Source organism: Mesorhizobium sp. M8A.F.Ca.ET.207.01.1.1, from assembly GCF_004794715.1.
In the GTDB taxonomy this organism is placed as follows: domain Bacteria; phylum Pseudomonadota; class Alphaproteobacteria; order Rhizobiales; family Rhizobiaceae; genus Mesorhizobium.
Map to the genome: position 1 here is coordinate 450,369 of NZ_SRUS01000005.1, position 26,210 is coordinate 476,578.

A 26,210-nucleotide genomic window follows, 5' to 3' on the forward strand; every position below is an offset into this window, starting at 1 on the left:
CATTTGAACGAAGCCTCGGCTTGCATTGGTTCGTCGAAGTCAGCTTGCCCTGGAAGGCGAGTAGCGGCTGCCTAGCGAGTAGCGGCTGCCGGCATAGGTCAGCTTGCTGATCGTGGCCACGACCGCCCCAGTCCATGTCCGGCGATGCAGGAGAAGGCAGCAACTGCCGACATCGATGCCCAGATGCTGCGCCGACTCCCTGTCGGCCGGGACGGCGGAGATGATATGCTCGACCTCGGTGACCGGGGTCTTCTGCATCAGGTAGTCATAGGTCGCCGTCCTGGTGAAATCCTGCTTGTCATAGTCGGGGATCAGGCCCGGATTGACGAAGCGCTCTTCCAGTTGCACCGGCAGGTCGTTCTCGAAATTGACGACGACGGAGTGATAGATCGAGGTGCGCTTCGCAAACTCGAACGACAGCGCGAGTTCCTTCGTCGGCACGATGGTTTCGAGGACCAGGACTTCGGAGCGATGCCTGTTGCCGCGCTCGACGATCTCGGCGGCGATGTTGTTGATCTCGATCAGAGTCGATTGCGGCCGGGGTGGCGCGATGAATGTTCCGACGCCTTGCAGCCGGATCAGGAATCCCGCGGCGGTCAGTTCCCGCAAGGCCCGGTGAACCGTCATCCGTGACACACCCAGCGAAACCACCAGCTCGTTCTCGGACGGCAGCTTGCGGTCCTTGCCCCATTTGCCCGTTCCGATGTTGGTCAGGATGTAGTCCTTCACCTTCTCGTAAAGGGGGCTCGCCGTATCGGGCAAATCGATCATTTCAAAAATCCTTTCCGGCAGGTTGCCGCATGCGGATGATTGTTTTCAAGCCATCGCTCTTCCCGGCCAACAGCCGCTCATAGGCGGCTGGAATATCGTCCAGGCCTATCTCGCGGTCGACCAAGGCCAGAAGCGGCTCGCTGAGTTCACCCAGCATGCGGACAGCGTCGGGCAATTCGTCGGCGAAGGCGTGACATCCCAGCAATGCAATCTCGCGCTCGACCAGAAGATTGGGGTCGATGTCGAGGCGGCCATGAAATATCCCGACCATCGCCACCGCGCCACCGGGATCGAGAACACCGAGCAACTGGTTGAACGCAGCGATGCTGCCCGTCGCCTCGACGGCCGCCAGCAGCGGGGCCTTGGCGGTGGCTGCGGCAATGGCATCGCGGTCGAGATCGACGGTCGTGGCGCCCGTCACTCCCGCCACGCGGGCGCAGCGCGCCTGGTTCCGGTCGGCGACAAGCACGGTTCCGGCGAAGGTTCGGGAGAGCAGCAGCGCGGCAAGACCACCGATCGGCCCGCAACCGACGACCAGAACCGAACCGACCGTTTTCGGCAGACGCCGCACCGCGTGCAGCGCGACCGCGAGGGGTTCGGCCATGGCGGCGACCCGTTCGTCAAGGCCGGCGTCGATGACATGGAGCAAACGTGCGGGCAACACCGCCTGTTCGGCGAAACCGCCGTCGCATATTTCGCCGACGAAGCCCAGCGCAGCGCAGAGATGCCGCTTGCCGGCACGGCATTGCGCGCAATCCCCGCACCAGAAACGGGAATCGGCGACGACTCTGTCGCCGACAGCGATTGTGTCGACGCCCTCGCCCAGCGCGATCACCGTGCCGGTCAGTTCGTGGCCAGCCGTCGAAGGCGAACGGCTTATCCATTGGCCGGTGCGGAAATTGTGCAGGTCCGAACCGCAGATTCCGGCGGCATCGATCCTGAGTTTTGCCCAGCCGGCATCCGGGATACCTGGCGCGGCGACATCCTCGACGCGCAGATCCCCCGGTCCATAAAGCCGTGCCGCCTTCATCGCGATGGTCCCCCTCAGCCGGCGAGATAGCGGTCGCGGATCTCCGAAACCGCGTTTTCATGCGAGCTGAAGCCCTCGTAGCGGGCGAGCCGGCGGGCATGCAGCGCCAGTTCCGGATAGGCGGCCGAGGTCACATAGCCAACCGACGAGCGCTTGACGAAATCCGTCACCGAGAGCGGCCCATAGGTGCGCGCCCAGCGGCTGGTCGGCAGCACCGCATTCGGCCCAAGGACGAAATTGGCAAGTGTCACCGGCGTGTGCGGACCCATCAGGATTTCCGCCGCCTCGGTGATGTGGCCGAGATGCGCGAACGGCTCCTTCGAGAGTATCTCGAGATGTTCGGGCGCATAGTCGTTGATGAAGCGGTAAGACTCTTCCAGCGACCCGGTCAGCACGATGCCGCCGCGCTCTCCCGTCAGCACCGCGCGCGAGAATTCCACACGCTGCTCGGTCATGCGCGACCAGTGCTGCGGGATAGCGGCCAGGGCGGCCTCGGCAACCTTGCGGCTGTGCGTCACCAGATAGGCGGAGGAATCCGGCCCGTGCTCGGCCTCGATTAGCAAATCGAGCGCGGCAAGGCCGCCGTCGACGCTGTCGTCGGCAAAGATGATGGCTTCCGACGGTCCGGCCGGCAGACCCGTGTTGATGATCGAGGACAGAACGCTCTTGGCTGCCACCACCCAGGGGCTGCCCGGGCCGACGATCTTGAGTGCCGGCTTCACCGTCTCGGTGCCGTAGGCGACCGCGGCGACGGCCTGGGCGCCGCCGCATTTGTACACGGTCTGGACGCCGGCAAGACGAGCGGCGACCAGTGTGGCCGCGTCCACGGAACCATCCGGGGTTGGCGGCGTCACGATGGCAATCCGCGGCACGCCGGCAATGACGGCTGGTACCGACGTCATCATCGTCACAGACGGAAAGGCGCCCTTGCCGCGCGGCACGTAAAGCGCGACGGAGGCGATCGGCGTGTACCTGTCGCCGGCATAGGCGCCCGGGCGGACTTCCTTGAGCCACATGGTTTCCGGCTTCTGCTCTTCATGAAAATGCCGGATGTTGTCGATGCCGAACCTGATGCTCTCGACGACATCCTTCTCGACCTTGTCGAACGCCGCGTCGAACTCCGCTTCCGACACCTTCAGTCCGCCTTCGGCCACATTGGCCTTGTCGAGGTCCCTGGCGAAGCGGATCAGGGCGGCGTCACCCTCGTCCCTGACCGCCTGGATGATCGGACGAACCTTTTCGATGAAGACCGACAGATCGCCCTCGGCGCGTTTCAGCAGCCCGGCCCGCCGAGTGGCATCGAGGGATGACAGATCGTGGAAGCTGATGTCGGACATGGATTTTTCCTTCAGTTCAGAGCGCAATGTGCCGACCGGTCACATCTGCGCAAGACATTCAATTCGAAACATCGGCGATCTACGTCAGACCGAGGCAAGGAACCCGCCGTCCACCGGAATGGACTGGCCGGTTATGTAGGCGGCGGCATCGGAGGCAAGGAACACGGCGATGCCGTGCAGATCGCGCAGATCGCCGAAACGGTGCTGCGGAATCTTGGCGAGCATGGATTGCCGCCATGCCTCATTGCCGTAAAACACCTCCGTCATCGCCGTCCTGAAATAGCCCGGGGCAATGGCGTTGACCCTGATGCCAAGCTGCGCCCACTCCGCCGCGAGAGCCCGTGTCATGCCGAGCAGACCCGACTTGGAAGAGCCATACGGCACCGCCGTTGGAATGCCGACTTCTGAGGTCAGCGAACAGAGGTTGATGATGGCGCCGGGCCGGCCAGCATCCCGCATCTGCCGCGCCGCCGCCTGGGCACAGAAGAACGCCCCCTTGAGATTGGTGTCGACGATCCGGTCCCACAGCGCCTCGTCGACATCGAGCGATGGCCGGACCTCTTCCACCCCGGCATTGTTGACGAGAATGTCGAGGCCGCCAAGCAGGCGGGCTGCCTCGGCAACAGCCGCGCGGCACTGGCCGACATCGGTCACGTCAAGGGCAATGGCGTGCGCAACCCCGCCGCCCGCGCGAATGGCCGCCGCTGTCTCATCAAGCGAGTCCACGCTACGCGCCGTGACCGCGACGTCGGCGCCGGCGGCGCTCAGCGCCTCGGCGATGCTGCGGCCAATGCCGCGGCTGGCACCGGTGACCAGCGCCTTCCTGCCAGAGAGGTCGAAAAGAGCAGCGTTGCGCATGTGATCCTCCTTGGCCGCTCCGGTTGCGTGGCACGGAGACTATCAGATCGACTTACATATACAAGCATATACAAACAGCCTCGAGTGCGATAGTGGTGACGTCGTCCGCCGCACGCGCGACCACATAGCTGGCTCTTTAATACGAGATGCCACGGGCGGCGATTGTTCGAGGTTTGTCTGGCGACAATAATCGGCCGGCGATGGAGGAGACCAGACATGTCCAACGCTTCAGACATGGTCCGCACCGAAGTCACACGCCTGTCGCCTTACAATTCCGGGCTGACCATCGCCGAGGTCATGCTGCGATACGCCCCGGCCAGGATCGCCAAACTGGGCTCGAATGAAAACCCGATCGGCCCTAGCCCGACCCTGGCCAAGATGATGCAGGGCGGCTCCGAAATGTTCCGCCTTTATCCGGATCCGGCCGGGCGCGAACTGCGGCAGGCCATCGCCACCAGACATGCGGCCGGCGAGGATCAGGTCATCCTCGGCAACGGATCGGAAGATCTCCTCTCCGTCATCAGCCGTGCCGTCCTGCGGCCCGGCGACGTCGTCGTCACGCTCTATCCATCGTTCCCGCTGCACGAGGACTATGCGACGCTGATGGGTGCAAGCGTCAACCGTGTAACCGTCAACGGCGATCTCAGCATCAATCTCGACGCGCTGATCGAGGCGGTGCGCGAACGGCCTCGCATGCTGCTGTTCTCGAATCCGATGAACCCGGCCGGCAGCTGGCTCTCCGGCGGCGATCTGTCGAGGCTCCTGGACGCTGTCAGCGACGAGACGCTGATCGTCGTGGATGAAGCCTATGCCGAATATGCCGAAGGCGACGACTATGTCTCGTCCCTGCCCTGTCTGAGCAAACGCGATCAACCCTGGATCGTGCTGCGGACATTTTCCAAGGCGTTCGGACTGGCAGGGCTGCGGATCGGCTTCGGCATTGTCGGCGACCCGCAATTGCGCGCGTTGCTCGACAGGGTGCGCACGCCTTTCAATGTCAATGGCGTCGCGCAGGCCGCCGCGCTTGCGGCGCTCGCCGATGAGGAGCACTTGGCCAAGGTCGTCGCGCTGGCCAGGACGGAGCGGGCACGCGTCGAGCGTTTCCTGGCGGGCAAGGGCCTCGAAGTCGCTTCGTCCAGAGGCAACTTCCTGTTCTTCGACTGCCGGCAAGATGCCACTGCCTTCGTCGAAGGGCTGCTGCGGAACGGCGTCATCGTCAAGCCATGGAAACAGGCAGGCTTCGACACTTATGTGCGCGTCAGCATCGGCTCGCCGTCGGAGAACGACCACTTCATGGCCGCCCTGTCGCAATTGTTGTGATTTCCCGACGCCACGCAGAATTGCCTGGCGTACCCGACACCAAAGTCTGGGTCTGCCGCGCGCGCAAGATATCGGGCAATTGAAAGCCAGATATCTCAAGCCAGCCGCCTTGTCGTAAGAGCCTCGTCCATGCCCGCAAGCAGCCCGCCCAGGAGCCTCTATCGCGATACGGCCGGCGGCACAGCCAATTACCCTGCCCTTTCCGGGGCGCACAGGGCAAGGGTCGCCATCGTCGGCGGTGGCTTCACAGGCCTTTCCACCGCCTTGCACCTGGCGGAAGCCGGCGACGACGTCTGCGTGCTCGAAGCCCATCAGCCGGGCTGGGGGGCGTCGGGCAGAAATGGCGGCCAGGTCAATCCCGGTCTCAAATACGATCCCGACACGATCGAGGCGATGTTCGGCCCCGATCTCGGGCAGCGGATGATCGACTTCTCCTACGGTGCGCCGGATTTCACCTTCGGCCTCATCAAGCGCCTGTCGATCGATTGCGAGGCCCGGCAAAACGGCACCATACGCGCGGCCATCCGGCCGAAGCCGGCAGCCGCGGTGCGGGCCACGGCAACGCAATGCAAGCGGCGGGGGATGCCGGTCGGCTTGCTCGACGCAACGGCGATGGCGGCGCGAACCGGCACCGACAGATACATATCCGGCATGTTCGATGCCCGCGGCGGCGACCTTCATCCCTTGAAATACACGCTCGGCCTGGCTGCCGCCGCGCGGAAGGCCGGCGCGCGGATATTCGGCGGCAGCGAAGTCCTCTCGCTGAACAGGCAGGCCGGACGCTGGGTCCTCAAGACGGCAGACGGCTCTGTCAGCGCCGAGAAGGTCCTTGTCGCGACCAACGGCTATACCGGCGACCTGTGGCCGGGCCTGGAGCAGTCGCTCGTTCCGGTGTTCAGCGCCATCGCGGCGACCGAACCGCTGTCACCAACGGTCGCGGCCGCAATCCTCCCTCAAAGGCCCGTCGTTTACGAAGCCGGCAATATCACCGTCTATTACCGCGTCGATGCGCAAAACCGGCTTCTCATGGGCGGCCGGGGACCGATGAGACCCATCGGCGATGCTTCCGCCATCCGCTACCTTACCGACTATGCGCTACGGCTCTGGCCGGTGCTTGCTGGAACCGCGTGGACACATGGCTGGAACGGCCGGGTCGCCATCACCAAGGATCATCTCCTGCACGTTCACGAGCCGGAGGACGGCATCCTGATTTGCCTTGGTTACAATGGCCGTGGCGTCGCCATGGCCTCTGCGATGGGCAATGCGCTGGCAAATCGCCTTCGCGGCGACGCGACCACGCCCTTCCCGATGCCGATATCGGGGCTGAAGCCAATCCGGTTCCATCGCTTCTGGCCGCTTGGCGTCAAGGCGGCGATCCTTTCGGGCCGGGTGAAGGACCGATTCGGCCTCTGACGAGAAGAGCCCGCCCGGCCTGACGGCCCGTGGGATCGCCAAGCCGGCAAGGCGGCGATCGGTTTTTGCTCGAGCGTCGTTTTCATAGGCGAACGCCAGGCCGGGCCATTTTTCGCTCCTTCAGGCGCCTCTGCCGACCGGCCAAATTATAGGCACACTTGCCGATTGACAAAAATCATAACAGGCGACCAAGATCATATGACCATCAACGATCTTGGTCCCGAGGTTGCCCCTCGGCATTGGCGAAAAGGAGAGCCAGATGCCTGTTCAGCAGAGAGTGACCCATCGTTCGAAACAAAGCCCCGCCAACTCCATCCTTGCCACCGCGCTGTTAGGCCTCGGCCTGATCGCAGGGCCAGGCATTGCCCATGCCGACGGGATCACGCTCAAGGTGTTCGGCGGTTCGGCCCTTGACGAACTCGCGCCGCGCCAGCCGCCGGACGAACAGAAGAAGATCCAGCAGCAGGTCATCGACGGTTTCCTCAAGGCCAATCCCGACGTGACCGCGGTCGAATGGGACGCGCAAGGGCCGCAGACCGATTCGATCCAGCGCCTGATGACCGCCAAGCTGGCGAACCAGGAAATGGACCTGATCGCCTGCCCGGCCTTCTACACCAACGGCGCCTATGTCCGGCGCAAGCTGGTCATGCCGATCACTGACAAGATCAAGCCGTTCCAGGACCGTATCGACGCCGCGGCGCTCGGCGCCTTCACCATCAGCGGCCAGGTCTACGGCGTGCCGATCTCGACGCTCTCGACATCGACGATCTTCTACAATGTCGACCTCTTCCAGAAGCTCGGCGTGCCGGTTCCGCCGACCTATGACGACCTCAAGGCAGCGGTGCCGAAGTTCAAGGCTGAAGGTGTGATCCCGCTTTTGCATCAGGGTTCGAACACCGTGATGTGGCCGATGTGGTACTTCGAGACCTTCTCGCAGGCCTCGGGCGACGCCGTCGGCAAGACCCAGAAGAACCTCGAAGGCACGGCCAAGTTCACCGACGCGCCCGATGTCGAAGGGTTCAAGCTGATCAAGCAGTGGGTGGACGACGGTATCCTCTCCAAGGATTCGCTTTCGGTCGACCAGGACGGAATGCGGGCCGCCTTCGCCGCCGGCAAGAGCGCCATGTACTATGGTGGAACCTGGGAAATCCCCTCGCTGCAAACCAGCGTCAAGACGTTCAAATGGGGTGTCTTTGCCTTCCCGAAGATGGACGGAACGCCGGGAGCGCCAGGCCATGGCGGCGGCGCCGACAACGGCATGTGCGTCTCCTCTTCGATACCGCCCGAGAAGCTCGATGCGGCGGTCAAGTTCATCGAATATCTGACAAGGCCGGAGGTCGCGACGCTCTATCTTGCACCGGAGCAGCCGATCGCCGCCTCGATCAAAGGCGTCCCGCAGGTCGACGATGCCTATGCGGTCGAGTTGCGCAAGCAGGCCTTCCCGAGCACGATCAAGTTCCTCGACTGGATCTGGCCGTCGGAAGTCGCGACGGCCACTGCCTCGGCCATCGCCGGCATCGTCGGCGGGACGACGACGCCCGAGGATGCCGCCGCCTCGATCCAGACCACCTTCGACGACCTCAAGGCCCAGGGCAACTGGCCGCCGAAGTAAGCGCAAAGCACGCCCATCCGGCCAAGCTGATTTGCGCGGCGTGACAAACCGGGGCCGCCCGCTGCGGGCAGCCTCGCTCATCGGAGAGAAAATATGACGCAAACTCGCGCCGAACGGCAGCGCTTCTCGATCGGCTATCATCTGAACAGCTGGGACCTGACCGGCCTTCCGCTCAGGCCGGCCATCAAGTTCCTGGCCGATCAAGGGTTTGGCTGGTTCGAAATCCTCGCCTTCACCAGCCTTTCGGACCAGTACGCCCGCAAATACATGCAGCTCGGCAACCAGCCGCCGATGGGGGTCACCACCGACACCGACATCCTGCGGCGCTACGCACTGCTTTCGGAAGGTCAGAGCGAGCATGGCATCAAGCTCTCCTCCTTCTACGTCAACGCGATCTTCACCAATCCGGTCGCCTGGCCTTATGAGCGTGACGTGCTGGTGGCGCTGACCAGGATGCTCAAGGGTTTCGGCTCACCAGTCCTGGTTCTCGGCGGGGGCCCCTCGGAAGCCATGGCCGGGCCTCACACGGCCGACGACTACCGCGCCTTTTGCCGGGCCCTGGAGGATATCGGCAGGCGGACCAAGGACCTCGGCATCGAGACGGTCTATCACCCGCATCTCGACACCTTCATCGAGCGGCGCGACCAGCTCGACCGCATGATGGACGAACTGGACAGGGATCTCGCCGGCCTCTGCATCGATCCGGCGCATCTTGCACACACCAACTCCGATCCGGTCGACGCGGTCAGGACCTACATGTCGGCCGTGCGCTACATGCACTTCAAGGACACCAGGGTCGATCCGGCGTTGAAGGGCTATGACCGCTACGGTGCCTTTTGCGAACTCGGCGCCGGCGTTGTCGACCTTGCCGGCATCGTCGACGTCCTGCTGGAGGCAAACTACGACGGCCTCGCCATCATCGAACTGGACGCGTCGAAGAAGACGGCGGAGCAAAGCACGCTGGAAAGCATCGCCTATGTCAGGGACACGCTCGGGCTGGTGCTGACACCGCAAGGCGCCAGGGCCGCATGATCGCGCGATCACAAGAGGCGGCTCCCGCTTCAGGCCCCTCCGGCAGCTGGCGCTTCGATGCCGGGGACGGCGCGGTCGCCTTCTTGATGATCCTGCCCGCCGCGATCCTCTTTTGCCTTTTCTACCTGTGGCCCTTCGTCAACGGTTTCTGGCTCAGCCTGCACAATTGGGATGGGTTTTCCGATCCGACCTGGGCCGGCTTTTCCAACTATGCACGCCTCGCGCATGATCGCATCTTCCTCGGCGCGCTGCGCAACAATCTGATCTTCGTCGTCGCCGTCGTCGTCCTGAAGAACGTGCTGGGCCTCGGGCTGGCGCTGCTTCTCGACCGGGCGCTGGTCGGGCGCGCATTCTTTCGCGCCGCCGCCTTCGTCCCGGTGACGATGTCCTTCGTCGCCGTCGGTCTGCTCTGGTCCTGGATCTACAACCCGGTCTTCGGCCTGCTCAACGGCGCGCTCGATCTGTTCGGCCTCGGCGGCCTGAAACAGTCCTGGCTCGGCGACGCCGACATCGCGCTCTACTCGATCATCGTCGTTGACGTCTGGAAATGGCTCGGCTTCCATGCCGTCATCTATCTGGCGGGGCTGCAGACGATCCCTTCGGAACTCTATGAATCGGCCAAGATGGACGGCGCCGGTCCGCTGCAGCGCTTCCGGCACGTCACCATCCCGATGATGATGCCGATCGTCTTCATCAACACCATTCTCGGCCTTTCGGGCGCCTTCGTGCGCAACTTCGACATCGTCTATGTGCTGACCAAGGGCGGCCCGAACCACGCCACCGAAGTGGTGCTCACCTATATGATGAGCAAGGCCTTCCAGGACGGTGCCATGAGCTATGCCGCGGCGATCGGCTATGTGCTGTTCCTGATCGTCGGGCTGGTCAGCGTCGGCCTGCTCGCCCTGATGCGCCGACAAAGGCTGGACGTCTGATGAGCGGCGCGGCCAACCCTTCGCCCATCCTGCACGATGACGCGGGCCGCCGTCCCAAGCGCCTCGGCGCGCGCGGCCTGCTGGAAGTCGCCGGCCTCTACGCCGCGCTCGCCCTGGTGCTCATCGAGACACTCTATCCCCTGCTTTGGGTGCTGTTCGGCTCGCTCAAGACCAAGCAGGAGATGCTGAGCAACATCTGGGGCCCGCCGTCGAGCCTGGTGTTTCAGAACTATGTCGATGCCTGGCGCATCGCCGGCATGGGGTCGCGCATCTTCAGCAGCATCCTCGTCACCGGTTCGGCCCTGATCATCCTGGTCGCCGTGGCAACGCCCTGCGCCTATGCCCTGGCGCGGCTGCGGTTTCCCGGGCGCGGCCTGATGGTCGCGGTGGCGGTGGCGGCCATGCTGGTGCCGCCGCAAGTGATGGCCATTCCGCTGTTCATGGTGGCGCGCGACCTTGGCCTGATCAACAACCGGCTCGGCGTTGCCTTCGTCTATGCGGCGACGTCGCTGCCGCTGTCGGTCTTCATCCTGCGCAGCTTCTTCGTCACGCTGCCCGCCGATCTCGAGGACGCCGCGCGCATCGACGGCGCGAGCCGGCTCGAAATCCTGATCCACATCATGCTGCCGCTGATCCGGCCGGGCGTCGCGCTGATCGTGATCTTCGGCTTCATCGAGATCTGGAACGATTTCTTCCTTGCCTTCCTGCTGCTGCGCGACCCCTCCGTGCAGACCATCCCGCTCGGCCTGGTCTCCTTCTTCCAGCAGTATGATTCGCTCTGGACACTCTATTTCGCCGCGTTGACGATCGCGACACTGCCGGTGATCGTCGTCTTCATCGCCATGCAACGGCAGTTCATCGCCGGTCTGACTGCCGGGGCAGTGAAGGGTTGACATGCAGGATCGCGTTATCGGCGTTGGCGTCATCGGGTGCGGCGAGATCGCCCAGCTGATGCATTTGCCATATCTCATGGAACTGCCGGCGTTTCGCATCGCCGCCCTGTGCGACATCTCGCCGGGCACGGTCGAAACGGTCGCCGACCATTATGGCGTCAGCGCGCGCTACACGGACCATCGCGCCCTGCTCGCCGATCCCAATGTCGATGCGGTGGTGATCTGCACCTACGACCATGGCGAAATGGTCGCCGACGCGATCGATGCCGGCAAGCACCTGATCGTCGAGAAGCCGCTCGCCTTCACGCCGCGGGAGGCCCGCCCGCTGGTCGAACAGGCGGAGCGGAGCGGCCTTGTCGCCCTTGTCGGCTACATGAAGTTCTACGATCCAGGCTATGAGGCCGGGCTCGAGCGCATCGCCGCCATCGGCCGACCGAAATCCATCCATGTCCATGATTTTGCGGGCCGCTTCGACCGCTACGGCAAGCTCTACACGCAGACACGCATCGGCGACGTGCCCGCGGACGTCCTTGCGGCGGGACGCGACGCGGTCGCCCGACGCGTCGAGGCGGCACTCGGCGCCGATCATGCCGGCTACCGCGACCTCTATCTGCTGCTGCTCGGCCTCAGCAGCCACGACCTCGCGGTCATGCGCGGCGCCTTCGGCACGCCGGATCGCGTGGTCCATGCGCGGCAGACCGGCCCGAACCAGTTGCTGGCCGTGCTCGACTATGGCGGCGTCCCCTGCCTCTTCGACATGGCACTCGCCCAGTATGAATGGTGGGACGAGTGGATCCACGTGCATGGCGAGCGCGAGGAGGTGCGGATCGAGTTCCAGAATCCCTATTACCGCAATGCATCGGCAACCGTGCGCCTGCGCGAGGCGACGGGCGAAACGGCATCGGAGCGCGTCATACCGGGACTCCCCGACACCTCGTTTCGCCGCGAATGGCAACACTTCGCCGATTGCATCCTGGCCGCAGCAAAGCCACGCACGCCGCTTTCCGGCGGCCTCGCCGATCTCGACCTGGCCGTCCAGATCATCCAGGCGATGCCGCCAAAGCGGCTTTAGAACGGTCCATCGATTCACGGAAACGCCGACCGGTTCCATCCCTTTGTTTCGAGGCAATTCCCGGGGGAAAGCGCTACGCGGTTTTCCCGGGAAAACCGCCAGACTTTTCCTGGAATTGCTTCAGCGAACCTTCGGAAACGTGTCGCCGGCCGGCGCGTTGGCCCAACTCTGCAGGGTCTGGCCGCCGTCGATCAGCCAGTCGACGCCGGTGACGTGCCTTGCCTCGTCCGAGGCGAGGAAAGCCACCGCCGCGGCGACATCGTCCGGTTGGCCGATGCGGCGCAACGGAATCCGGTCGGCGAAATGCTGGACGCTGCTCTTGAAATCGCCCTCCCCAGAAGCCGGCACGCCGAGCGTCGTCTCGATGACACCCGGACAGATGGCGTTGACCCGGATGCCGTAAGGCGCGGCATCGAGCGCCGCGACCCGCGTCAGTCCGACCACGCCATGTTTCGACGCGACATAGCCGGCGCCGCCTGACAGGACGTCCCAACCGGCCATCGACGATCCCATATTGACGATCGAGCCGCCGGTTCCGGCCTTGATCATGGCCTGGAGCGATGCCTGCAAGACGAGGAAGATACCGCGCAAATTGATGCGGATGACGGCGTCCCAATCCTCCACCGGCAGCTCGTGCACGGGAGCGACGACACCGGAAATCCCGGCATTGTTGAACACCACATCCAGCCCGCCGAAGGCCTCGACGGCCGTTTCGACGGCGCCGCGCACGCTGTTCTCGTCGGTGACGTCGGCCTCGATGGCGATGATTTTTTTGCCAAGCGAGCTGGCCAGTTGCCGCGCCGCCGCGCCGTTGCGGTCGACGATCGCGACCCGCGCGCCTTCGTCGAGAAAACGCCGGACCGCGGCGCTGCCAATGGCGCCGGCACCGCCGGTGACGAGGACTTTCTTCCGGTCGAACCGCTTCATCCCTGGGTCTCCGGCTTTGGATAGGAACGCCATGAGTGCCGCGGCTCGAAGCCGATCGTTTCGCGCGCATGGGCCGTATCGAGCACCGAACCGAAGCCGGCAATCGGCCGCGACAGCGGGACAGCTGGATAGACCCGGCGCACGAGCGGCTCGCTTTCCTCCTCCATGAAGGTGTCGGCGGCGCTGAGCAGGACGCGCAGATGGCCACTGCCTTGCCACTCGAGCGCCCGCAGAAAGCCTTGACCGGCATCGCGCGCGTCGAGATAGCTCCACAGGTCGCGGGCACTGTCGGCGGTGGCGCGGCGAGGACCGACGCCGGCGAAGAAGGACTGCGGGGTCTGGATCCACGGCATGCGGATGCTGACGGCTGAAAACGCGCCGCGGCGCACCGCGGCGTCGACGATCTCCTCACCCAGCCATTTCGACAGGCCGTAGGGATCCTGCGCACCGACCGGATGGTTCATATCGACCGGCAGATAAGGCGGAATGACCGTCTTCTCGAAGAAGGGATAGCCGAAGACGCTGAAGGACGAGGCATAGACGAGGCGCCTGGCGCCGGCCAGGGCAGCGGCCTCGACGACATTGTAGGCGGTCGCGATGTTGGTCTTGAACACCTCGCCGCCGGCCCGCCCGGTTGGGCGCGGGATCGCCGCCACATGCACCACGGCATCGCAATCGCGTACCAGCTGCAGGGTCGATCCCAGATCCGTCAGATCGGCGGTGGCGTGCCGCCATGCCGCGCCGGCGGGCGCCACCGCGTCGATGCCCAGCACATCGTGGCCGGCCGCAACCAGGGCCTCGGCCACATGGCGCCCAAGCAGACCGCTGGCCCCGGTGATGATTGTCTTCATATCACAGCCCTCGGCCGGCAAACTTGGCGATCTGACTATCATTGATGGTCATACAAATCGAGCACATGATTGCCACCTCTTGTCAAGGCCATGTCGCGCCGGACAAATAGCGCATACGCTGGTGCGACCAACGTGCGCAAGGCTGGCGGTCACCGCTTTGCGTCGAACGGGATTGACTTGGCATTCGCCAGGGTTTTTTGTATGAGCATCAACGATCGACCCAAGGAGACCGCCATGGCCGTGGACGTCTTTTCCTCGCACCGGCACGACGACGCGATGCGCCTCGATCGGCACCGTGCGGCGATCGTGGTCATCGATATGGTCAATGAATTCTGCAAGCCCGGCGGGGCCATGGTCCTGCCTGGCTATGAGACGCTGGTCCCACCCCAACTGGCTGTCATCGAGGCTGCGCGCGCCGCCGGCGTCCCGGTGATCTGGGTTCACGACGCGCACCGGCCGGGCATGCGCCGCGAGCGCGAATGGGTGAAGCGCACGCCGCATTGCGTGGAAGGAAGCTGGGGACCTGAAATCATCGAGGACCTGGGTGCCCGCGACGATGAGATCCACGTGATCAAGCGCCGCTACTCGGCCTTCTTTCAGACCGACCTCGACCTGACGCTCAAGGACATGCAGGTCGACCAGCTGGTCATATTCGGCGTGGTCACCAATATCTGCGTGCGCTCGACCGTCCACGACGCTTTTTTCCAGGGCTATGAAGTGGTGGTGCCGAGCGATTGCTGCGCGGCGACGGGACCGCGCGAGCAGGAAAGCTCGCTCTACGATATAGCGACTCATTTCGGCGTGGTCAGCGGTTCGGCTGATGTCGTCGCGGCTCTTCGCGATGGAGCCTCACTGCAACCGGCTGAAGTTGCGGCTTGAGCCCTGGAGTGAGCAACATCCAAGACAGGCAACAGGAGTCCGGTTTGACGACCGAAAAGAAATCCGAGAAAGACGCGACACAGAAGCGGCAGCGCGGCAAGGCGCCGCCGCTGAGCCGCGAGCAGGTGCTGCAGCAATACGCGCAGACCGGATACGCGTTGGACCTCCATCCGGCTCACGTCATCCGCAAGGCGCATCAGCGCGCGACGCTGCGTTTCCAGCAGGTCATGGCCGGTGAAGACCTTTCGCCGACCCAGTTCGCCGCGCTTGCCACGATCCTCAAGCATGGCGAGGTCTCGCAGAACCACCTCGGCCGGCTGACGGCGATGGACCCGTCGACCATCAGCATCGTGATGCGCAAGCTGCTGAAACACGATCTGATCACACGCAGCGCTTCCGACACCGACCAGCGCCTGTCGATGATCGCACTGACCGAAAAGGGGACCGAATACACGCTCGAGCGGCTCGCACGCAGCGTCGAGGTTGGGCGGCGCTTCCTGTCGCCGCTTTCGCCCGCCGAGCAGGCGACATTGCTTCGCCTGCTCAAGCGCATCAACGACGACGATCCATCGAACGGCGACAGCGGCAAATAGACCGCGTCCGGACCTTTCCATACCAGCAGAAGTGAGAACCGATGTCGTCCGACCCCAAGTCGTCTGCCAACACGCTCGTCGTCCGCAACATCGGCCTGATGCTGAGCGGTGACCTCGGCCGGCCGATCATCGACGCCGACACCATTGTCGTTGCCGGCGGGCGCATTAGCGCCATCGGCAAGGCAAGCGAGGTCGACGACGGCAAAGCGGCGACGATCATCGACGCGATGGGCTGCGCCGTGGCGCCGGGGCTCATCGACAACCATGTTCACCCGGTCGCGGGCGACTGGACGCCTCGGCAGAACCAGATCGGCTGGATGGATTCGACCGTGCATGGCGGCGTCACGTCAATCATCTCGGCCGGAGAGGTCCACACGCCAGGCCGCCCGCGCGACCTGGTCGGGCTGAAGGCGCTGGCGATCGCGGCGCAGCGCACCTTCTCCAACTTCCGCCCCAACGGCATGAAGATCCTGGCGGGCGCCCCCATACTGGAGCACGGCCTGGTCGAGGAGGATTTCCATGCCCTCGCCGAAGCCGGCGTGACGCTTGTCGGCGAGGTCGGGCTCGGCGGCGTCAAGGATGGTCCGACCGGCCGGCAGATGATCGGCTGGGCGCGCAAATACGGCATGACCTCGATGACCCATACGGGCGGTCCATCCCTGCCCGGCTCCGGCCGCATTGGCGCCGATGTCGTGCTGGAGGTCGACGCCGACATCGTCGCGCATGTCAACGGCGGACCGACGGCACTGCCCGAAGCCGAGATCCGGCGGATCTGTGAGAACGGCTCGCGGGCGCTGGAAATCGTCCACAACGGCAACCTGCGCACCGGACTGTTCGTGCTCGAGCTGGCAAGGCAGCGCGGCGAGCTTTCGCGCGTCATCCTCGGCACCGACAGCCCGGCCGGATCGGGTGTGCAGCCGCTCGGCATCCTGAGGACGCTGACAATGCTGGCATCGCTGGGGGGCATCGCCCCGGAAGTGGCGTTCTGTCTTGCCAGCGGCAACACCGCGCGGGTGCGCGGACTGGCTGATCGGGGCATCATCGAGGTCGGCCGCGCCGCCGACCTCATCTTCATCGATCAGGCGATCGGGGGCGCCGGCGACGGGCTGCTGGACAGCGTGACGCTCGGCAATTTGCCGGGCATCGGCATGGTGGTCATCGATGGCGAGGTGCGGACCGGCCGCAGCCGCAACACCCCGCCGGCGATGCGGGTGCCGGAAATCCGGGCCGCCTGAGGTCGTCCGGGCCGTGCTGAGATTGAGGTCATGTCGAGCCGCTCGCAGGCCCGGCATCATCTGAATATCAGCATCGGCTAGAGCAATTCCAGGAAAGGTGTGAGCGGTTTTCCCGGGTCAAGCGCGTGGCGCTTGCCCTTGGGAATTGCGTCGAAACAAAGAGTTATTGCAGTTCGGCGTTTCAGTGAAACGGTGAACTGCTCTAGCTGACGCCGTCCTTGCCGACGATCTTGTCCGTGGTCAGCCCGCCGACACGCGCATGCGGCCTGCCTGAATCGGTGACGGCGATGGCGACGACGATCTCGTCGGCGCGCGGCGCATCGGGAACGCGGACCTCCATGCCGTCGAAATGGCTGCGCACCCGCGCCGCGTCCTTGTGGCCGAGCGGAATGTCGAGCGGCACGCCGAGGCCGCCGCGCTTCTTGGAGGACGGAATGAGCGCCGCACCCTTGCCGAGCACGTCGCGGAATGGGGCGCCGAGCTTTGGATGGAGGATGGCGGCGGCGTGTTCAAGCTCGCCGTCGGCGCCGACGGCGGCGGCCTTGCCGAAGCTCTCGACCTGATCGCCGGCAATGCCGAGGGCGGCGACGGCCCGCCTCGGCAGGATGTCGCCCAACGCCTCGCCAACGGCGCTCAGCGCCGACAGATCCTCGACAAAAGTCCCGGCGTAGGGGTTGCGGATCACCGCGATCGCCGCGGCGCGCCGGGTCGGCGGATCGACGGGGCGGCCGCCTTCGATCAGGGTCTCCTCGACGACGGTGATGATGCGGCGGATTTCCGGGTTCATCGCAATCCGTCCTCGCCCTTGATGTCCGCCGCTGCCAGGCCGCCGACACGGGCGTGAACACGCGCGCCGGTGGTCATCGCCAGGATGACCGCCATCTCGTCGCTGCGCGGCGCATCGGCAACGCCGATCTCGATGGCGTCGAAATGGCTGCGTACATAGGAAGCGTTTATGTGCGCGATCGGAATGTCGATGCGCGTTCCGGGACCACCGACCTTCTTGGTCGAGGGGACGATGGCCCTGGCGTCGCCGAGAAGCTCGCGCATCGCGTAGCCGCCGGGATTGTGCCACAGCGCACCGTGTTCCAGTTCGCCGGCGGCGCCAACGACGGCACCCTTGCCATAACCTTCGATGGCGGCGACCCCCTCGCCCATGGCATCGATCAGGCGTCGCGCCATGTCGAGGCCGAGCGGCTTCAGATCCTCCATGAATCCGGTGATCTCTTCCACGTAGCGTCCGGCGAAAGGGTTGGCGATGACGGCCACGATCGCGCCGCGCTTGGGCGGGCGCGCCGCGAGGGGGCCGCCCTCATGGAAGATCTCCTCGACCTGAACCAGAAATTTCCTGACCACAACAGCCGGCATGGCGCGTTTCCTTCGTCCCGTCATTCTAATGAAACTCGTTAGAGTACCAACAATTATGCATCGCCGATGTTTGTCAAGCGCCGACATCGGCGATGCGCACAAAGCGCCAAGAAAACTGCACCGGCGGACGATTGACAGCCTGTTTGGGCGCTCATAAACTCATATGACCATCAACGAACTCGCCGGTGTTCCGGCGATATATGGGGGATGGTCAAAGCGTGGCTTCAAAAGCTGAAAAAGCTGAAGGGGAATGACATGACAAGGGCGCTCAAGAGTTTATTTCTGGCCGGCACGATGCTTGCCATTTCATTGGGATCGGCCGCCGCACAGTCCAAGGTTTCCGTGGCCGCCATCTCGGGATATTTCGCACAGGGTTTCGGCGTTTCGATCGTCAACGGCCTCAACAAGGCCAAGACCGATTTCGGCATCGACCTCAAACTGGTCGACACCGGCAATCGTGCTCTCGACTATGAGGAGCAGTTCGAGAACCTCGCCAAGGGAAAACAGTACGACCTCATCTTCGTGATGGGCTGGGAGCTGGTGGACTCGCTGCAGAAGGTCAGCAAGGAGTATCCCGACCAGCGCTTCGTGTTCATCGACGGCGTGCTCGACAATCCCAACATGATCTACGCCAACTTCGCCGAGGAGCAGGGCTCGTTCGTCGCCGGCGCGCTGGCCGGCATGATCGAGGCCAAGGGCAGCGAATTTCCCAAGATCGGCGACGGCAAGGCAATCGGTTTCGTCGGCGGCCGCGACATCCCGGTGATCCGCAACTTCCTTGGCGGCTACGAACAGGGCGCCAAGCACGCCGCGCCGGATGTGAAGGTAAACTCGGTCTTCGCCGGAACATTCGACGACCCGGCCAAGGGCAGCGAACTTGCCCAGGCGCTTTACGGCCAGGGCTCCGACATCGTCTACAACGTTGCCGGCCCCACGGGTGAAGGCGTGATGCAGGCAAGCGCCGCCGCCGACAAATATTCGATCGGCGTCGATATCGACATGTGCGGCTCGGCTCCCGGGAATGTGCTCGGCAGCATGCTGAAGCGCGGCGACATCGCCGTCTACACGCTGATCAAGGACGAGGTCGGTGGCCACAAGGTGACTGCCGGCACCCGCACGTTCGACCTGGCCTCGGGCGGTGTCGAGTTCAAGGTGTGCGACGATATCGCCCCCAAGATCCCGGCTGACGTGACCGCCAAGCTGGACGAGATCAAGAAGGGCATCGTGGACGGCAAGATCGCGATCACCAAGGCGAAATAAGCCAGCACCAGCGCATCTCTCCCAAGAAAGCGCTAAGCTGATCCGTCGCGCCCTGCCGCGACGGATCAGCGTGTAACCCGCGAGGGTCCCCAATCTGCGAGAGCCCCTAATCTGCGAGAGCATCGTGTCGAACGCGCCGGGGTCAGCGACCCCACAAAGCAGTGCCGCAATGGCCGTCGAGCTGACGGGCATCACCAAGCGTTTTGGCACCTTCATTGCCAATGACGGCATCGACCTTGCCGTGCGCCGCGGCGAGATTCACGCCATCATCGGCGAAAACGGCGCCGGCAAGACGACGCTGATGAACATATTGTTCGGCCTGCTTCAGCCCGACGAGGGCTCGATCCGGCTGAACGGCGAGACGACGGTGATGGCCGACCCGGCCGCCGCCATCAGGGCCGGCCTCGGCATGGTGCATCAGCATTTCAAGCTGGTGCCTTCGCTCTCGGTCGCCGACAACGTCTTTCTCGGCATGGAAATCCGCCGTCGCGGGCTGATCGATCATGCGGCGCAGATCGCGCGCACGCGTGACTTGTCGAAGCGTTTCGGGCTGCTTGTCGACCCGACCGAACGCGTCGGACTGCTCTCGGTCGGCATCGAGCAGCGCATCGAGATCCTCAAGGTTCTGGTGCGCGGCGCCCGCACCATCATCCTCGACGAACCGACCGCCGTGCTGACGCCGCAGGAAAGCCGTGAACTGTTCCAGACACTGCGCAGTTTCGTGGCCGAAGGCATGACGGTGATCTTCATCTCGCACCATCTGGAAGAGGTGATGGAGGTGTCCGACACGGTGACGGTGCTGCGCAACGGCAGGAAGGTGGCCACCCGTCCGACATCGGAACTCAGCAAGGACGAACTGGTGCGCATGATGGTCGGCCGCGAGGTCAGTTTCGACCGTCGGCCCCGCGCCGCGCTGCACGGCGAAGCCGTTCTTGAGGTCAAGGGCCTGTGGGCGCGTGACGACCGCCGGCTGCCGGCTGTTCGCGACGTGAATTTCACCGTCCGCGCCGGTGAAGTGGTGGGGATCGCGGGCGTGGCCGGCAATGGGCAGACGGAACTGGCGGAGGTGCTCTCGGGCCTGCGACCGGCAAGCCATGGCGAGGCATGGCTCAAGGGCCAGGACCTCACCTCCCTTTCCCCCGCCGCGATACGCGAGGCGGGCCTTGCCCATGTTCCGGGCGACCGCATGGTGCGCGGGGTCGATCGCAACGCGTCGATCGCGGCAAACACGCTGATGGGCCGCCAGCATCGTTCGCCGTGGAGCCGCGGCGGCGTGCTCGACTGGAAGGCGATCGCCGGGAATGCGGGAGCGCTGATCAAGAGCTTCGATATTCGCGCGCAAGGGTCTGGCGATCCCGTCAAGCGGCTTTCGGGCGGCAACATCCAGAAGGTCGTGCTGGCGCGCGAATTCACCAACGGTGCCGATTTCCTGCTGATCGACCAGCCGACGCGCGGTGTCGACATCGGCGCCCAGGAGGCTATCCACGACGAGATCATGCGCCAGCGCGCGGCCGGCCGTGCGATCCTGCTGATTTCCGTGCAGCTCGACGAACTGGCGGCACTCGCCGACCGCATCCTGGTGATGTTCAACGGGCGGATCATGGGTGAAGTCGCCGGTGACGATGCCGACGAGGACAGGATCGGCATGATGATGGCGGGCGTGTCGCCTGAGCTGGAGTCCGCATGATGAGTGACCGTTTGCGCGCCGTTTCCGGTCAGGTCATCGCCGTTGGCGTTGCCCTGCTGCTGGGGGCGATCATCATCGTCATGGTCGGCGAAAGCCCGGTCCATGTCTTCATGACGCTGCTGCGCGGCGCCTTCGGCGATCAGGTGAAGATTGCCGGCACGCTGCTGCAGACGACACCGATCCTGATCTGCGGCGTCGCCGCCTGCATCGGCCTGCGCGGCGGCATGTTCAATGTCGGCATAGAGGGCCAGCTTTTCCTTGGCGGATTTGCCGCCGCCTGGGTCGGCTTCACCTTTTCCCTGCCGGCGGGCATCCATACGCTGGCGGCGCTGGCGCTGGCGATCGTTGCGGGTGCCGCCTGGGTCGCCATCCCCGCCTATTTCCGCGCCCGCTACAACACCAACGAAGTGGTCTCGACGATCCTGTCGAACTACATCGCCGTGCTGCTCACCTCCTATTTCACCATCTTCCTGTTCAAGCGGCCCGGCGGCTGGTCGGAGACCCCGCCGATCCTGGCGACAGCCTATCTGCCGGAGATCTTTTCATTCTCGCGGCTGAACTGGGGGCTGGCGATCGGCCTGCTGCTCGCGGTCGGTGCCGCGCTGGTCTTCCGCTATACCAGTTGGGGTTACGGCGTGACGATGGTCGGTTCAGCACCGAAATTCGCCGAATATGGCGGCGTCAACGTGAAGCGCCAGGGCTTTGTCGTCCTGCTGCTTTCGGGCGCCATCGGCGGACTGGCCGGTGGCGTCGAGACGCTCGGCGTGCATCACCGGTTCATGGAAGGCTTTGCTCCCGGCTTCGGCTTCGACGGATTGATCGCCGCTCTGCTCGCCAACGGCTCGCCGGTCGCCACCATCGTCACGGCACTGTTCTTTGGCGCGCTGCGCAGCGGTTCGCTGCTGCTCGAGGTCGATACCACCGCCTCGCGCGAAATCATCACCGTGATCCAGGCGCTGATCATCCTCAGCGTATCGGCGCAGGTTCTGGTCAGGCGCCGCGGCGACAGCCAGGCGGGGGAGCGGCGATGGAAATTCTAGACAAGCTCATCAATGTCGCGCTCATCGCGGCGACGCTTCGCACCACCGCGCCCATTCTGCTGGTCGCGCTTGGCGGGTCGTTCACCACCAAGGCCGGCATCTTCAACATCGGTCTCGAAGGACAGATGCTGGCCGGCGCCTTCTTCGCCGTCATCGGCTCGATCTGGACGGGTTCGGCCTTCGCCGGCGTCGCCTGCGGTGTCGCCGCGGCTCTTGCGTTCGCGCTCGCCTTCGCCGTTCTGGTTGTGACGTTCCGGGCCAATGAAGTGGTCGTCGGGCTGGCGCTCAACATCCTCGCGGGCGGCATGACGATCTCGCTGATGAAGGCGATCTTCGGCACGCGCGGATCGATCGTCGGTCACGGCATTGTCGGCCTGCCCAAGGTACAGATACCCGGTGCGCAGGCGCTGCTTGGTTCATGGGCACCGCTGATCTCGGGATTCACGCCGATCGTCTATGTCGCGTTCATCGCCGTGCCGCTGCTGGTGCTGTTCTACAACCGCACCCGGCTCGGGCTCTACATCCGTGTCGTCGGCGAGAAGCCCGAGGCCGCCGAGGCGCTCGGCATCTCGATCACCCGCGTGCGCTACACCGCCTCGCTGCTGTGCGGCTTGCTGGCGGGGCTGGCCGGCGCCCATCTGTCACTCGGCTACATCACCATGTTCACCGAGAACATGTCGTCGGGCCGCGGCTTCATGGCGGTGGCGATCCTGATCTTCTCCAACGGCGATCCGCTGAAGGTTCTGGCCGGCTGCCTGCTGTTCGGCTTCGCCGACGCCTTCTCGCTGCGCCTGCAGACCTTTGGTTTTCCGTCCTATCTGGTGTTGACCGTGCCTTACGTCGTGGCCCTGACGGCCCTGTTCGCACTTTCCTACCGGGCGCGGCCAAAAATCATCAAGGAGACGCTGGCATCGATGCAGAAACTGCTTTCGGTGGACAGGAACAGCGCCCCCGCCGACAAAAATCCCCAATGAAGGAATTCTCATGGAACGCATAATCCTCGACGTGGATTCTGCCGGCGACGACATTCTGGCCGTGCTGTTTGCCGCGGCTCACCCCAATGTCCGGCTCGAAGGCGTGACCACCGTGACCGGCGCGGCGGGCCCGATCGAGCAGGTCACCAATGTCGTCCTCAACACGCTGACGCTTGCCGGGCGCGACGACATCCCCGTTCATGCCGGCGCGTGGCGACCGATCGTCGGCAATTCCAAGGCCGACATGGAAGCGCCGGTCCATTTCGAGAAACGGCTCGTTGCCCGCTTCGGCGACCGGCTGAAGAAATTCAATCCGCCGGCGCCGCCTCCCTCACGCCCGGCTACGCCGGGACACGCGGTCGATTTCATCATCGATACGGTGATGGCCAATCCAGGTGAGATCACGCTGGTGACGACCGGACCACTCACCAATGCGGCGATGGCTCTGCTGCAGGAGCCGCGTCTGACGGCGGCGCTGAAGCGCCTGCTGGTGCTGGGCGGCAACTTCCAGACGCCCGGCAACATCACGCCGCTGTCGGAATACAATATCTGGGCCGATCCGGAGGCTTCGCGCATCGTGCTCAACGCCGAGGTCGACAAGATTCTGGTGCCGCTCGACATCTGCGAGGACAACCGCGTCGCCGCCTCGATGCTGACGCGCGACGACCTTGCCGACATGCGGGCCGTTGCCCGAAAGAATCCTGTCTTCGAGATGATCGCCGACAGCTTTCCGATCTACATCGACATCTGGCGCGAATTCTTCGATCTCGTCGGCTTCCCGATGGATGACGTGATCACCGTGGCGCTGGCCTTCGACCCGGCGCTTGCCACGATGACCGAGCCACTCTTCGTCGACGTCGTGCTGGACGGGCGCCTCGCACGCGGACAGACGGTTGCCCATCGCGGCCGGCAATTGCTCCCGGGCGGCGGACCCAGGACCACGCGCATCTGCACCGATCTCGACGGGCGCCGCTTCCTGAACATCTTCAAGCAAACCATCGCGCGCTACGAACAAGCGGCGTGAGGACCGACAAAATGACCATTGCAACTCCCATCCTGTTCGACTGCGACCCTGGCCACGACGACGCCATCGCGCTGGTCATGGCGCATCGCTCGCCGGCCATCGACCTCATCGGCGTCACCACGACGTGCGGCAATGCCGAAGTCGAGAAGACGACCGCCAACGCCTTGCGCATCCTGGAATATATCGGCGCCGGCGACGTGCCGGTCGCTCAAGGGTGTCACCGTCCCCTGGCGCGGCCGCTGGTGCTCGGCACCGCCGACGGCCCGAGCGGCCTCGAGGGCTCGCCCTATTTGCCGCAAGCCACGATCAAGCCGGTCGACCGGCACGCCGTCGATTTCCTGGCCGACAAGCTTCGCGCCGCGCCCGAGCCGATCCTGGTCGTCGCCACGGGACCGCTGACCAATATCGGCCTCCTGATCCTCAAGCATCGCGACGTGCTGCCCAAGATCAAGGAATTGATCTGGATGGGCGGTGTCTTCTACCGCAAGAGCGAGATCATCACGCCGACGGAGTTCAATGCCTTCTGCGACCCGGAAGCGCTGAAGATCGTGCTGGACAGCGGCGTGCCGATCCTGATGGTCGGCCTCGATGTCACCATGCAGGTGCTGATCGAGGCGCCGCAATATGCCGAACTCGCCACGATCGACACGCCGCTCGGCAAGCTCGTCAACGACTGGCTGCTGTTTTACGAGAAGCTGCACCGCAACTCGATGGGCGTCGGCGGCGCCATGCACGATCCGTTGGCGCTGGCGCTCGCCATCGACCCGACGCTGGTGCGCACGCGTCCGGCCCATATCGGCGTCGATCTGTCGGGAACCTATGCATTTGGCGCGACGGTTGCCGATTTCTGGGGCGAGCGCGGTGAAAAGGACAATGCCCGCATCGCCCACGAAGTCGACGCGGACCGTTTCTTCAAGCTTATGTTCGACCTGCTGCGGGATTAGAGCAATTCAGGGAAAAGTGCGTAGCGGTTTTCCGTCCGGGATTGCCTAGAGCATTTCACCGTTTCACGGAAACGGTGAAATGCTCTAACTCTTTGTTTTAACGCAATTCCTGACGGAAAACCGCTCACACTTTTCCTGGAATTGCTCTAACGCCGAACCGGTCTGGGGACCACGAGGAAGGGCTCTCGCCGCCCGGCGGATTGCCGGGTCGCGGACCGAACAGCAAAAAAGCCCTATGCCGCGGCTTTGGCGTCGGACAATCTTTGGGCGTGCCATCTCAGATGGTCGTCCATGAATGTCGAAATGAAGAAATACGAGTGATCGTAGCCGTCCTGCATGCGCAGCGTCAGCGCAATGCCGGCCTTGGCGCAAGCTGCTTCCAGGAGCCAGGGCTTCAGCCCGTCATCGAGAAATCCATCCGCGGTCCCCTGATCGACGAGGAACTCGGGGAAGCGGTGGCCATCCTCGATGAGCAAGGTGGCATCGTAGCTCCGCCATGATTTCTCGTCCGCACCGAGATATTTTTCGAAGGCCGGCTTCGACCAGCCGGCGGTGCCGGGCTGCACGATCGGCGCGAAGGCCGAGCAGCTCCTGAAGCGCTCGGGGTTCTTCAGTGCTATCGTCAATGCGCCATGGCCGCCCATCGAGTGGCCGAAGATCGCCTGACGCGTCATGTCGGCCGGAAATTCCGCCGCGATAAGCGCCGGCAATTCCTCTGAGACATAGGAATACATGCGATAATTGCTGGCGTAGGGTGCTTGCGTCGCATCGAGATAGAAACCGGCGCCGCAGCCGAACTGCCAATTGTCCTTCTCGTCGGGAACATCGGCGCCGCGCGGACTGGTGTCGGGACAGACGACAATCAGGCCAAGCTCGGCGGCCATGCGCCTGTACTCGCCCTTGTCCATGACGTTGGCATGGGTGCAGGTGAGGCCGGAGAGATACCAGACGACAGGGCACGGCCTGTCACGGGCCTGTGGCGGCACGAAGACGGCAAAAGTCATGTCGCAGGCACAGGCGTCCGAGGCATGGGAATAGACGCCCTGCACGCCGCCATGCGACCTCGCGGTGGAGATGGTTTTCATCCGATCCGACATGCTTCTTCTCCGCCAACAGGACTCACCGCCGCTTGTCTACGGCATCGGCCGCAACCACGGC

25 protein-coding genes are annotated in these 26,210 nt (G+C 64.2%); 16 read left to right on the top strand and 9 right to left on the bottom strand.

The window, feature by feature from the left end; translation table 11 throughout:
• Nucleotides 1-39: 39 nt before the first annotated feature.
• The 4 genes from hutC to EN850_RS17630 form a co-directional block, all read right to left on the bottom strand.
• Nucleotides 40-771 (bottom strand): histidine utilization repressor, encoded by a 732-nt coding sequence (gene hutC / locus EN850_RS17615; protein WP_127870491.1) that lies wholly within the window; start codon nucleotides 769-771, stop codon nucleotides 40-42.
• A gap of 1 nt (nucleotide 772) precedes the next feature.
• The gene (locus EN850_RS17620) at nucleotides 773-1,801 is read right to left on the bottom strand and encodes a zinc-binding dehydrogenase (RefSeq protein WP_136091887.1); all 1,029 of its coding nucleotides are present in this window, start codon (nucleotides 1,799-1,801) and stop codon (nucleotides 773-775) included.
• Nucleotides 1,802-1,815: 14 nt separating this feature from the next.
• A complete protein-coding gene (gene hisD / locus EN850_RS17625) occupies nucleotides 1,816-3,138 on the bottom strand; it encodes a histidinol dehydrogenase (protein WP_136091888.1) in 1,323 nt (440 codons plus the stop codon).
• An 84-nt stretch (nucleotides 3,139-3,222) separates the two neighbouring features.
• Entirely contained in the window at nucleotides 3,223-3,996 is a 774-nt protein-coding gene (locus tag EN850_RS17630; RefSeq protein ID WP_127870488.1) for a glucose 1-dehydrogenase, read from the bottom strand.
• A gap of 216 nt (nucleotides 3,997-4,212) precedes the next feature.
• On the opposite strand from EN850_RS17630, the gene EN850_RS17635 reads away from it, so the two are divergent.
• From EN850_RS17635 to EN850_RS17665, 7 genes are all read left to right on the top strand, one after another.
• Nucleotides 4,213-5,316, top strand: a complete 1,104-nt coding sequence (locus EN850_RS17635) for a histidinol-phosphate transaminase (RefSeq protein ID WP_136091889.1) — start codon at nucleotides 4,213-4,215, stop codon at nucleotides 5,314-5,316.
• Nucleotides 5,317-5,445: 129 nt separating this feature from the next.
• Entirely contained in the window at nucleotides 5,446-6,729 is a 1,284-nt protein-coding gene (locus EN850_RS17640; protein ID WP_136091890.1) for an FAD-binding oxidoreductase, read from the top strand.
• Nucleotides 6,730-6,988: 259 nt separating this feature from the next.
• Complete coding sequence (locus EN850_RS17645; RefSeq protein WP_136091891.1) at nucleotides 6,989-8,341, top strand: extracellular solute-binding protein; 1,353 nt, start codon at nucleotides 6,989-6,991, stop codon at nucleotides 8,339-8,341.
• A gap of 93 nt (nucleotides 8,342-8,434) precedes the next feature.
• A complete protein-coding gene (locus EN850_RS17650; RefSeq protein WP_136091892.1) occupies nucleotides 8,435-9,373 on the top strand; it encodes a sugar phosphate isomerase/epimerase in 939 nt (312 codons plus the stop codon).
• Entirely contained in the window at nucleotides 9,370-10,305 is a 936-nt protein-coding gene (locus tag EN850_RS17655; protein WP_136091893.1) for a sugar ABC transporter permease, read from the top strand. The genes EN850_RS17650 and EN850_RS17655 overlap by 4 nt, the downstream gene beginning before the upstream one ends.
• Nucleotides 10,305-11,198 carry a carbohydrate ABC transporter permease gene (locus tag EN850_RS17660; protein ID WP_136091894.1) on the top strand — a complete coding sequence of 298 codons (894 nt, stop codon included), beginning with the start codon at nucleotides 10,305-10,307 and terminating at the stop codon, nucleotides 11,196-11,198. Before EN850_RS17655 ends, EN850_RS17660 begins: the two co-directional genes overlap by 1 nt.
• A 1-nt stretch (nucleotide 11,199) precedes the next feature.
• Nucleotides 11,200-12,270, top strand: a complete 1,071-nt coding sequence (locus EN850_RS17665; protein WP_136091895.1) for a Gfo/Idh/MocA family oxidoreductase — start codon at nucleotides 11,200-11,202, stop codon at nucleotides 12,268-12,270.
• Between the two features lie 120 nt (nucleotides 12,271-12,390).
• On the opposite strand, the gene EN850_RS17670 is transcribed toward EN850_RS17665, so the two are convergent.
• A complete protein-coding gene (locus tag EN850_RS17670; RefSeq protein ID WP_127870485.1) occupies nucleotides 12,391-13,197 on the bottom strand; it encodes an SDR family NAD(P)-dependent oxidoreductase in 807 nt (268 codons plus the stop codon).
• Nucleotides 13,194-14,048: an NAD(P)-dependent oxidoreductase gene (locus EN850_RS17675; protein ID WP_127870484.1), complete on the bottom strand. Its 855-nt coding sequence runs from the start codon at nucleotides 14,046-14,048 to the stop codon at nucleotides 13,194-13,196. Before EN850_RS17675 ends, EN850_RS17670 begins: the two co-directional genes overlap by 4 nt.
• Nucleotides 14,049-14,282: 234 nt before the next feature.
• Here EN850_RS17675 and EN850_RS17680 point away from each other — a divergent pair, with 234 nt between their 5' ends.
• Genes EN850_RS17680 through EN850_RS17690 form a run of 3 tightly spaced genes read left to right on the top strand, consistent with a single transcriptional unit; the run spans nucleotide 14,283 to nucleotide 16,755 of the window.
• A complete protein-coding gene (locus EN850_RS17680; RefSeq protein ID WP_127276138.1) occupies nucleotides 14,283-14,927 on the top strand; it encodes an isochorismatase family cysteine hydrolase in 645 nt (214 codons plus the stop codon).
• A gap of 44 nt (nucleotides 14,928-14,971) precedes the next feature.
• The gene (locus EN850_RS17685; protein ID WP_136091896.1) at nucleotides 14,972-15,520 is read left to right on the top strand and encodes a MarR family winged helix-turn-helix transcriptional regulator; all 549 of its coding nucleotides are present in this window, start codon (nucleotides 14,972-14,974) and stop codon (nucleotides 15,518-15,520) included.
• Between the two features lie 41 nt (nucleotides 15,521-15,561).
• On the top strand, nucleotides 15,562-16,755 hold the full coding sequence (locus EN850_RS17690) for an amidohydrolase family protein (protein WP_136091897.1): 1,194 nt from the start codon (nucleotides 15,562-15,564) through the stop codon (nucleotides 16,753-16,755).
• Between the two features lie 202 nt (nucleotides 16,756-16,957).
• On the opposite strand, the gene EN850_RS17695 is transcribed toward EN850_RS17690, so the two are convergent.
• Both EN850_RS17695 and EN850_RS17700 read right to left on the bottom strand, forming a co-directional pair.
• Nucleotides 16,958-17,542: an amino acid synthesis family protein gene (locus tag EN850_RS17695; protein ID WP_136091898.1), complete on the bottom strand. Its 585-nt coding sequence runs from the start codon at nucleotides 17,540-17,542 to the stop codon at nucleotides 16,958-16,960.
• On the bottom strand, nucleotides 17,539-18,123 hold the full coding sequence (locus tag EN850_RS17700) for an amino acid synthesis family protein (protein ID WP_136091899.1): 585 nt from the start codon (nucleotides 18,121-18,123) through the stop codon (nucleotides 17,539-17,541). Before EN850_RS17700 ends, EN850_RS17695 begins: the two co-directional genes overlap by 4 nt.
• Nucleotides 18,124-18,378: 255 nt before the next feature.
• On the opposite strand from EN850_RS17700, the gene EN850_RS17705 reads away from it, so the two are divergent.
• The 6 genes from EN850_RS17705 to EN850_RS17730 all read left to right on the top strand — a co-directional run bounded on the left by EN850_RS17705 (nucleotide 18,379) and on the right by EN850_RS17730 (nucleotide 25,052).
• Nucleotides 18,379-19,383 carry a BMP family ABC transporter substrate-binding protein gene (locus tag EN850_RS17705; RefSeq protein ID WP_136091900.1) on the top strand — a complete coding sequence of 335 codons (1,005 nt, stop codon included), beginning with the start codon at nucleotides 18,379-18,381 and terminating at the stop codon, nucleotides 19,381-19,383.
• A gap of 169 nt (nucleotides 19,384-19,552) precedes the next feature.
• Nucleotides 19,553-21,070, top strand: coding sequence for an ABC transporter ATP-binding protein (locus EN850_RS17710; protein WP_246689233.1), 1,518 nt, complete (start codon nucleotides 19,553-19,555; stop codon nucleotides 21,068-21,070).
• Nucleotides 21,070-22,110, top strand: a complete 1,041-nt coding sequence (locus tag EN850_RS17715; protein ID WP_136091902.1) for an ABC transporter permease — start codon at nucleotides 21,070-21,072, stop codon at nucleotides 22,108-22,110. The genes EN850_RS17710 and EN850_RS17715 overlap by 1 nt, the downstream gene beginning before the upstream one ends.
• Nucleotides 22,098-23,084 carry an ABC transporter permease gene (locus tag EN850_RS17720; RefSeq protein ID WP_136091903.1) on the top strand — a complete coding sequence of 329 codons (987 nt, stop codon included), beginning with the start codon at nucleotides 22,098-22,100 and terminating at the stop codon, nucleotides 23,082-23,084. The genes EN850_RS17715 and EN850_RS17720 overlap by 13 nt, the downstream gene beginning before the upstream one ends.
• Before the next feature lie 10 nt (nucleotides 23,085-23,094).
• Nucleotides 23,095-24,108, top strand: coding sequence for a nucleoside hydrolase (locus EN850_RS17725; protein WP_136091904.1), 1,014 nt, complete (start codon nucleotides 23,095-23,097; stop codon nucleotides 24,106-24,108).
• An 11-nt stretch (nucleotides 24,109-24,119) separates the two neighbouring features.
• Nucleotides 24,120-25,052 (top strand): nucleoside hydrolase, encoded by a 933-nt coding sequence (locus EN850_RS17730; protein ID WP_136091905.1) that lies wholly within the window; start codon nucleotides 24,120-24,122, stop codon nucleotides 25,050-25,052.
• Nucleotides 25,053-25,285: 233 nt separating this feature from the next.
• Here the strand turns inward: EN850_RS17730 and fghA are convergent, their stop codons facing one another.
• The gene (gene fghA / locus EN850_RS17735) at nucleotides 25,286-26,149 is read right to left on the bottom strand and encodes an S-formylglutathione hydrolase (protein ID WP_136091906.1); all 864 of its coding nucleotides are present in this window, start codon (nucleotides 26,147-26,149) and stop codon (nucleotides 25,286-25,288) included.
• Nucleotides 26,150-26,210 lie beyond the last annotated feature (61 nt).

Coding starts and splice junctions, on each gene's coding strand:
- EN850_RS17645 (WP_136091891.1), top strand. CDS start 6,989: ATGCCTGTTCAGCAGAGAGTGACCCATCGTTCGAAACAAAGCCCCGCC.
- EN850_RS17640 (WP_136091890.1), top strand. CDS start 5,446: ATGCCCGCAAGCAGCCCGCCCAGGAGCCTCTATCGCGATACGGCCGGC.
- EN850_RS17675 (WP_127870484.1), bottom strand. CDS start 14,048: ATGAAGACAATCATCACCGGGGCCAGCGGTCTGCTTGGGCGCCATGTG.
- hisD (WP_136091888.1), bottom strand. CDS start 3,138: ATGTCCGACATCAGCTTCCACGATCTGTCATCCCTCGATGCCACTCGG.
- EN850_RS17655 (WP_136091893.1), top strand. CDS start 9,370: ATGATCGCGCGATCACAAGAGGCGGCTCCCGCTTCAGGCCCCTCCGGC.
- EN850_RS17630 (WP_127870488.1), bottom strand. CDS start 3,996: ATGCGCAACGCTGCTCTTTTCGACCTCTCTGGCAGGAAGGCGCTGGTC.
- EN850_RS17720 (WP_136091903.1), top strand. CDS start 22,098: ATGGAAATTCTAGACAAGCTCATCAATGTCGCGCTCATCGCGGCGACG.
- EN850_RS17725 (WP_136091904.1), top strand. CDS start 23,095: ATGGAACGCATAATCCTCGACGTGGATTCTGCCGGCGACGACATTCTG.
- EN850_RS17665 (WP_136091895.1), top strand. CDS start 11,200: ATGCAGGATCGCGTTATCGGCGTTGGCGTCATCGGGTGCGGCGAGATC.
- fghA (WP_136091906.1), bottom strand. CDS start 26,149: ATGTCGGATCGGATGAAAACCATCTCCACCGCGAGGTCGCATGGCGGC.
- EN850_RS17730 (WP_136091905.1), top strand. CDS start 24,120: ATGACCATTGCAACTCCCATCCTGTTCGACTGCGACCCTGGCCACGAC.
- EN850_RS17650 (WP_136091892.1), top strand. CDS start 8,435: ATGACGCAAACTCGCGCCGAACGGCAGCGCTTCTCGATCGGCTATCAT.
- EN850_RS17715 (WP_136091902.1), top strand. CDS start 21,070: ATGAGTGACCGTTTGCGCGCCGTTTCCGGTCAGGTCATCGCCGTTGGC.
- EN850_RS17695 (WP_136091898.1), bottom strand. CDS start 17,542: ATGAACCCGGAAATCCGCCGCATCATCACCGTCGTCGAGGAGACCCTG.
- EN850_RS17620 (WP_136091887.1), bottom strand. CDS start 1,801: ATGAAGGCGGCACGGCTTTATGGACCGGGGGATCTGCGCGTCGAGGAT.
- EN850_RS17660 (WP_136091894.1), top strand. CDS start 10,305: ATGAGCGGCGCGGCCAACCCTTCGCCCATCCTGCACGATGACGCGGGC.
- EN850_RS17670 (WP_127870485.1), bottom strand. CDS start 13,197: ATGAAGCGGTTCGACCGGAAGAAAGTCCTCGTCACCGGCGGTGCCGGC.
- EN850_RS17705 (WP_136091900.1), top strand. CDS start 18,379: ATGACAAGGGCGCTCAAGAGTTTATTTCTGGCCGGCACGATGCTTGCC.
- EN850_RS17710 (WP_246689233.1), top strand. CDS start 19,553: ATGGCCGTCGAGCTGACGGGCATCACCAAGCGTTTTGGCACCTTCATT.
- EN850_RS17635 (WP_136091889.1), top strand. CDS start 4,213: ATGTCCAACGCTTCAGACATGGTCCGCACCGAAGTCACACGCCTGTCG.
- EN850_RS17700 (WP_136091899.1), bottom strand. CDS start 18,123: ATGCCGGCTGTTGTGGTCAGGAAATTTCTGGTTCAGGTCGAGGAGATC.
- hutC (WP_127870491.1), bottom strand. CDS start 771: ATGATCGATTTGCCCGATACGGCGAGCCCCCTTTACGAGAAGGTGAAG.
- EN850_RS17690 (WP_136091897.1), top strand. CDS start 15,562: ATGTCGTCCGACCCCAAGTCGTCTGCCAACACGCTCGTCGTCCGCAAC.
- EN850_RS17680 (WP_127276138.1), top strand. CDS start 14,283: ATGGCCGTGGACGTCTTTTCCTCGCACCGGCACGACGACGCGATGCGC.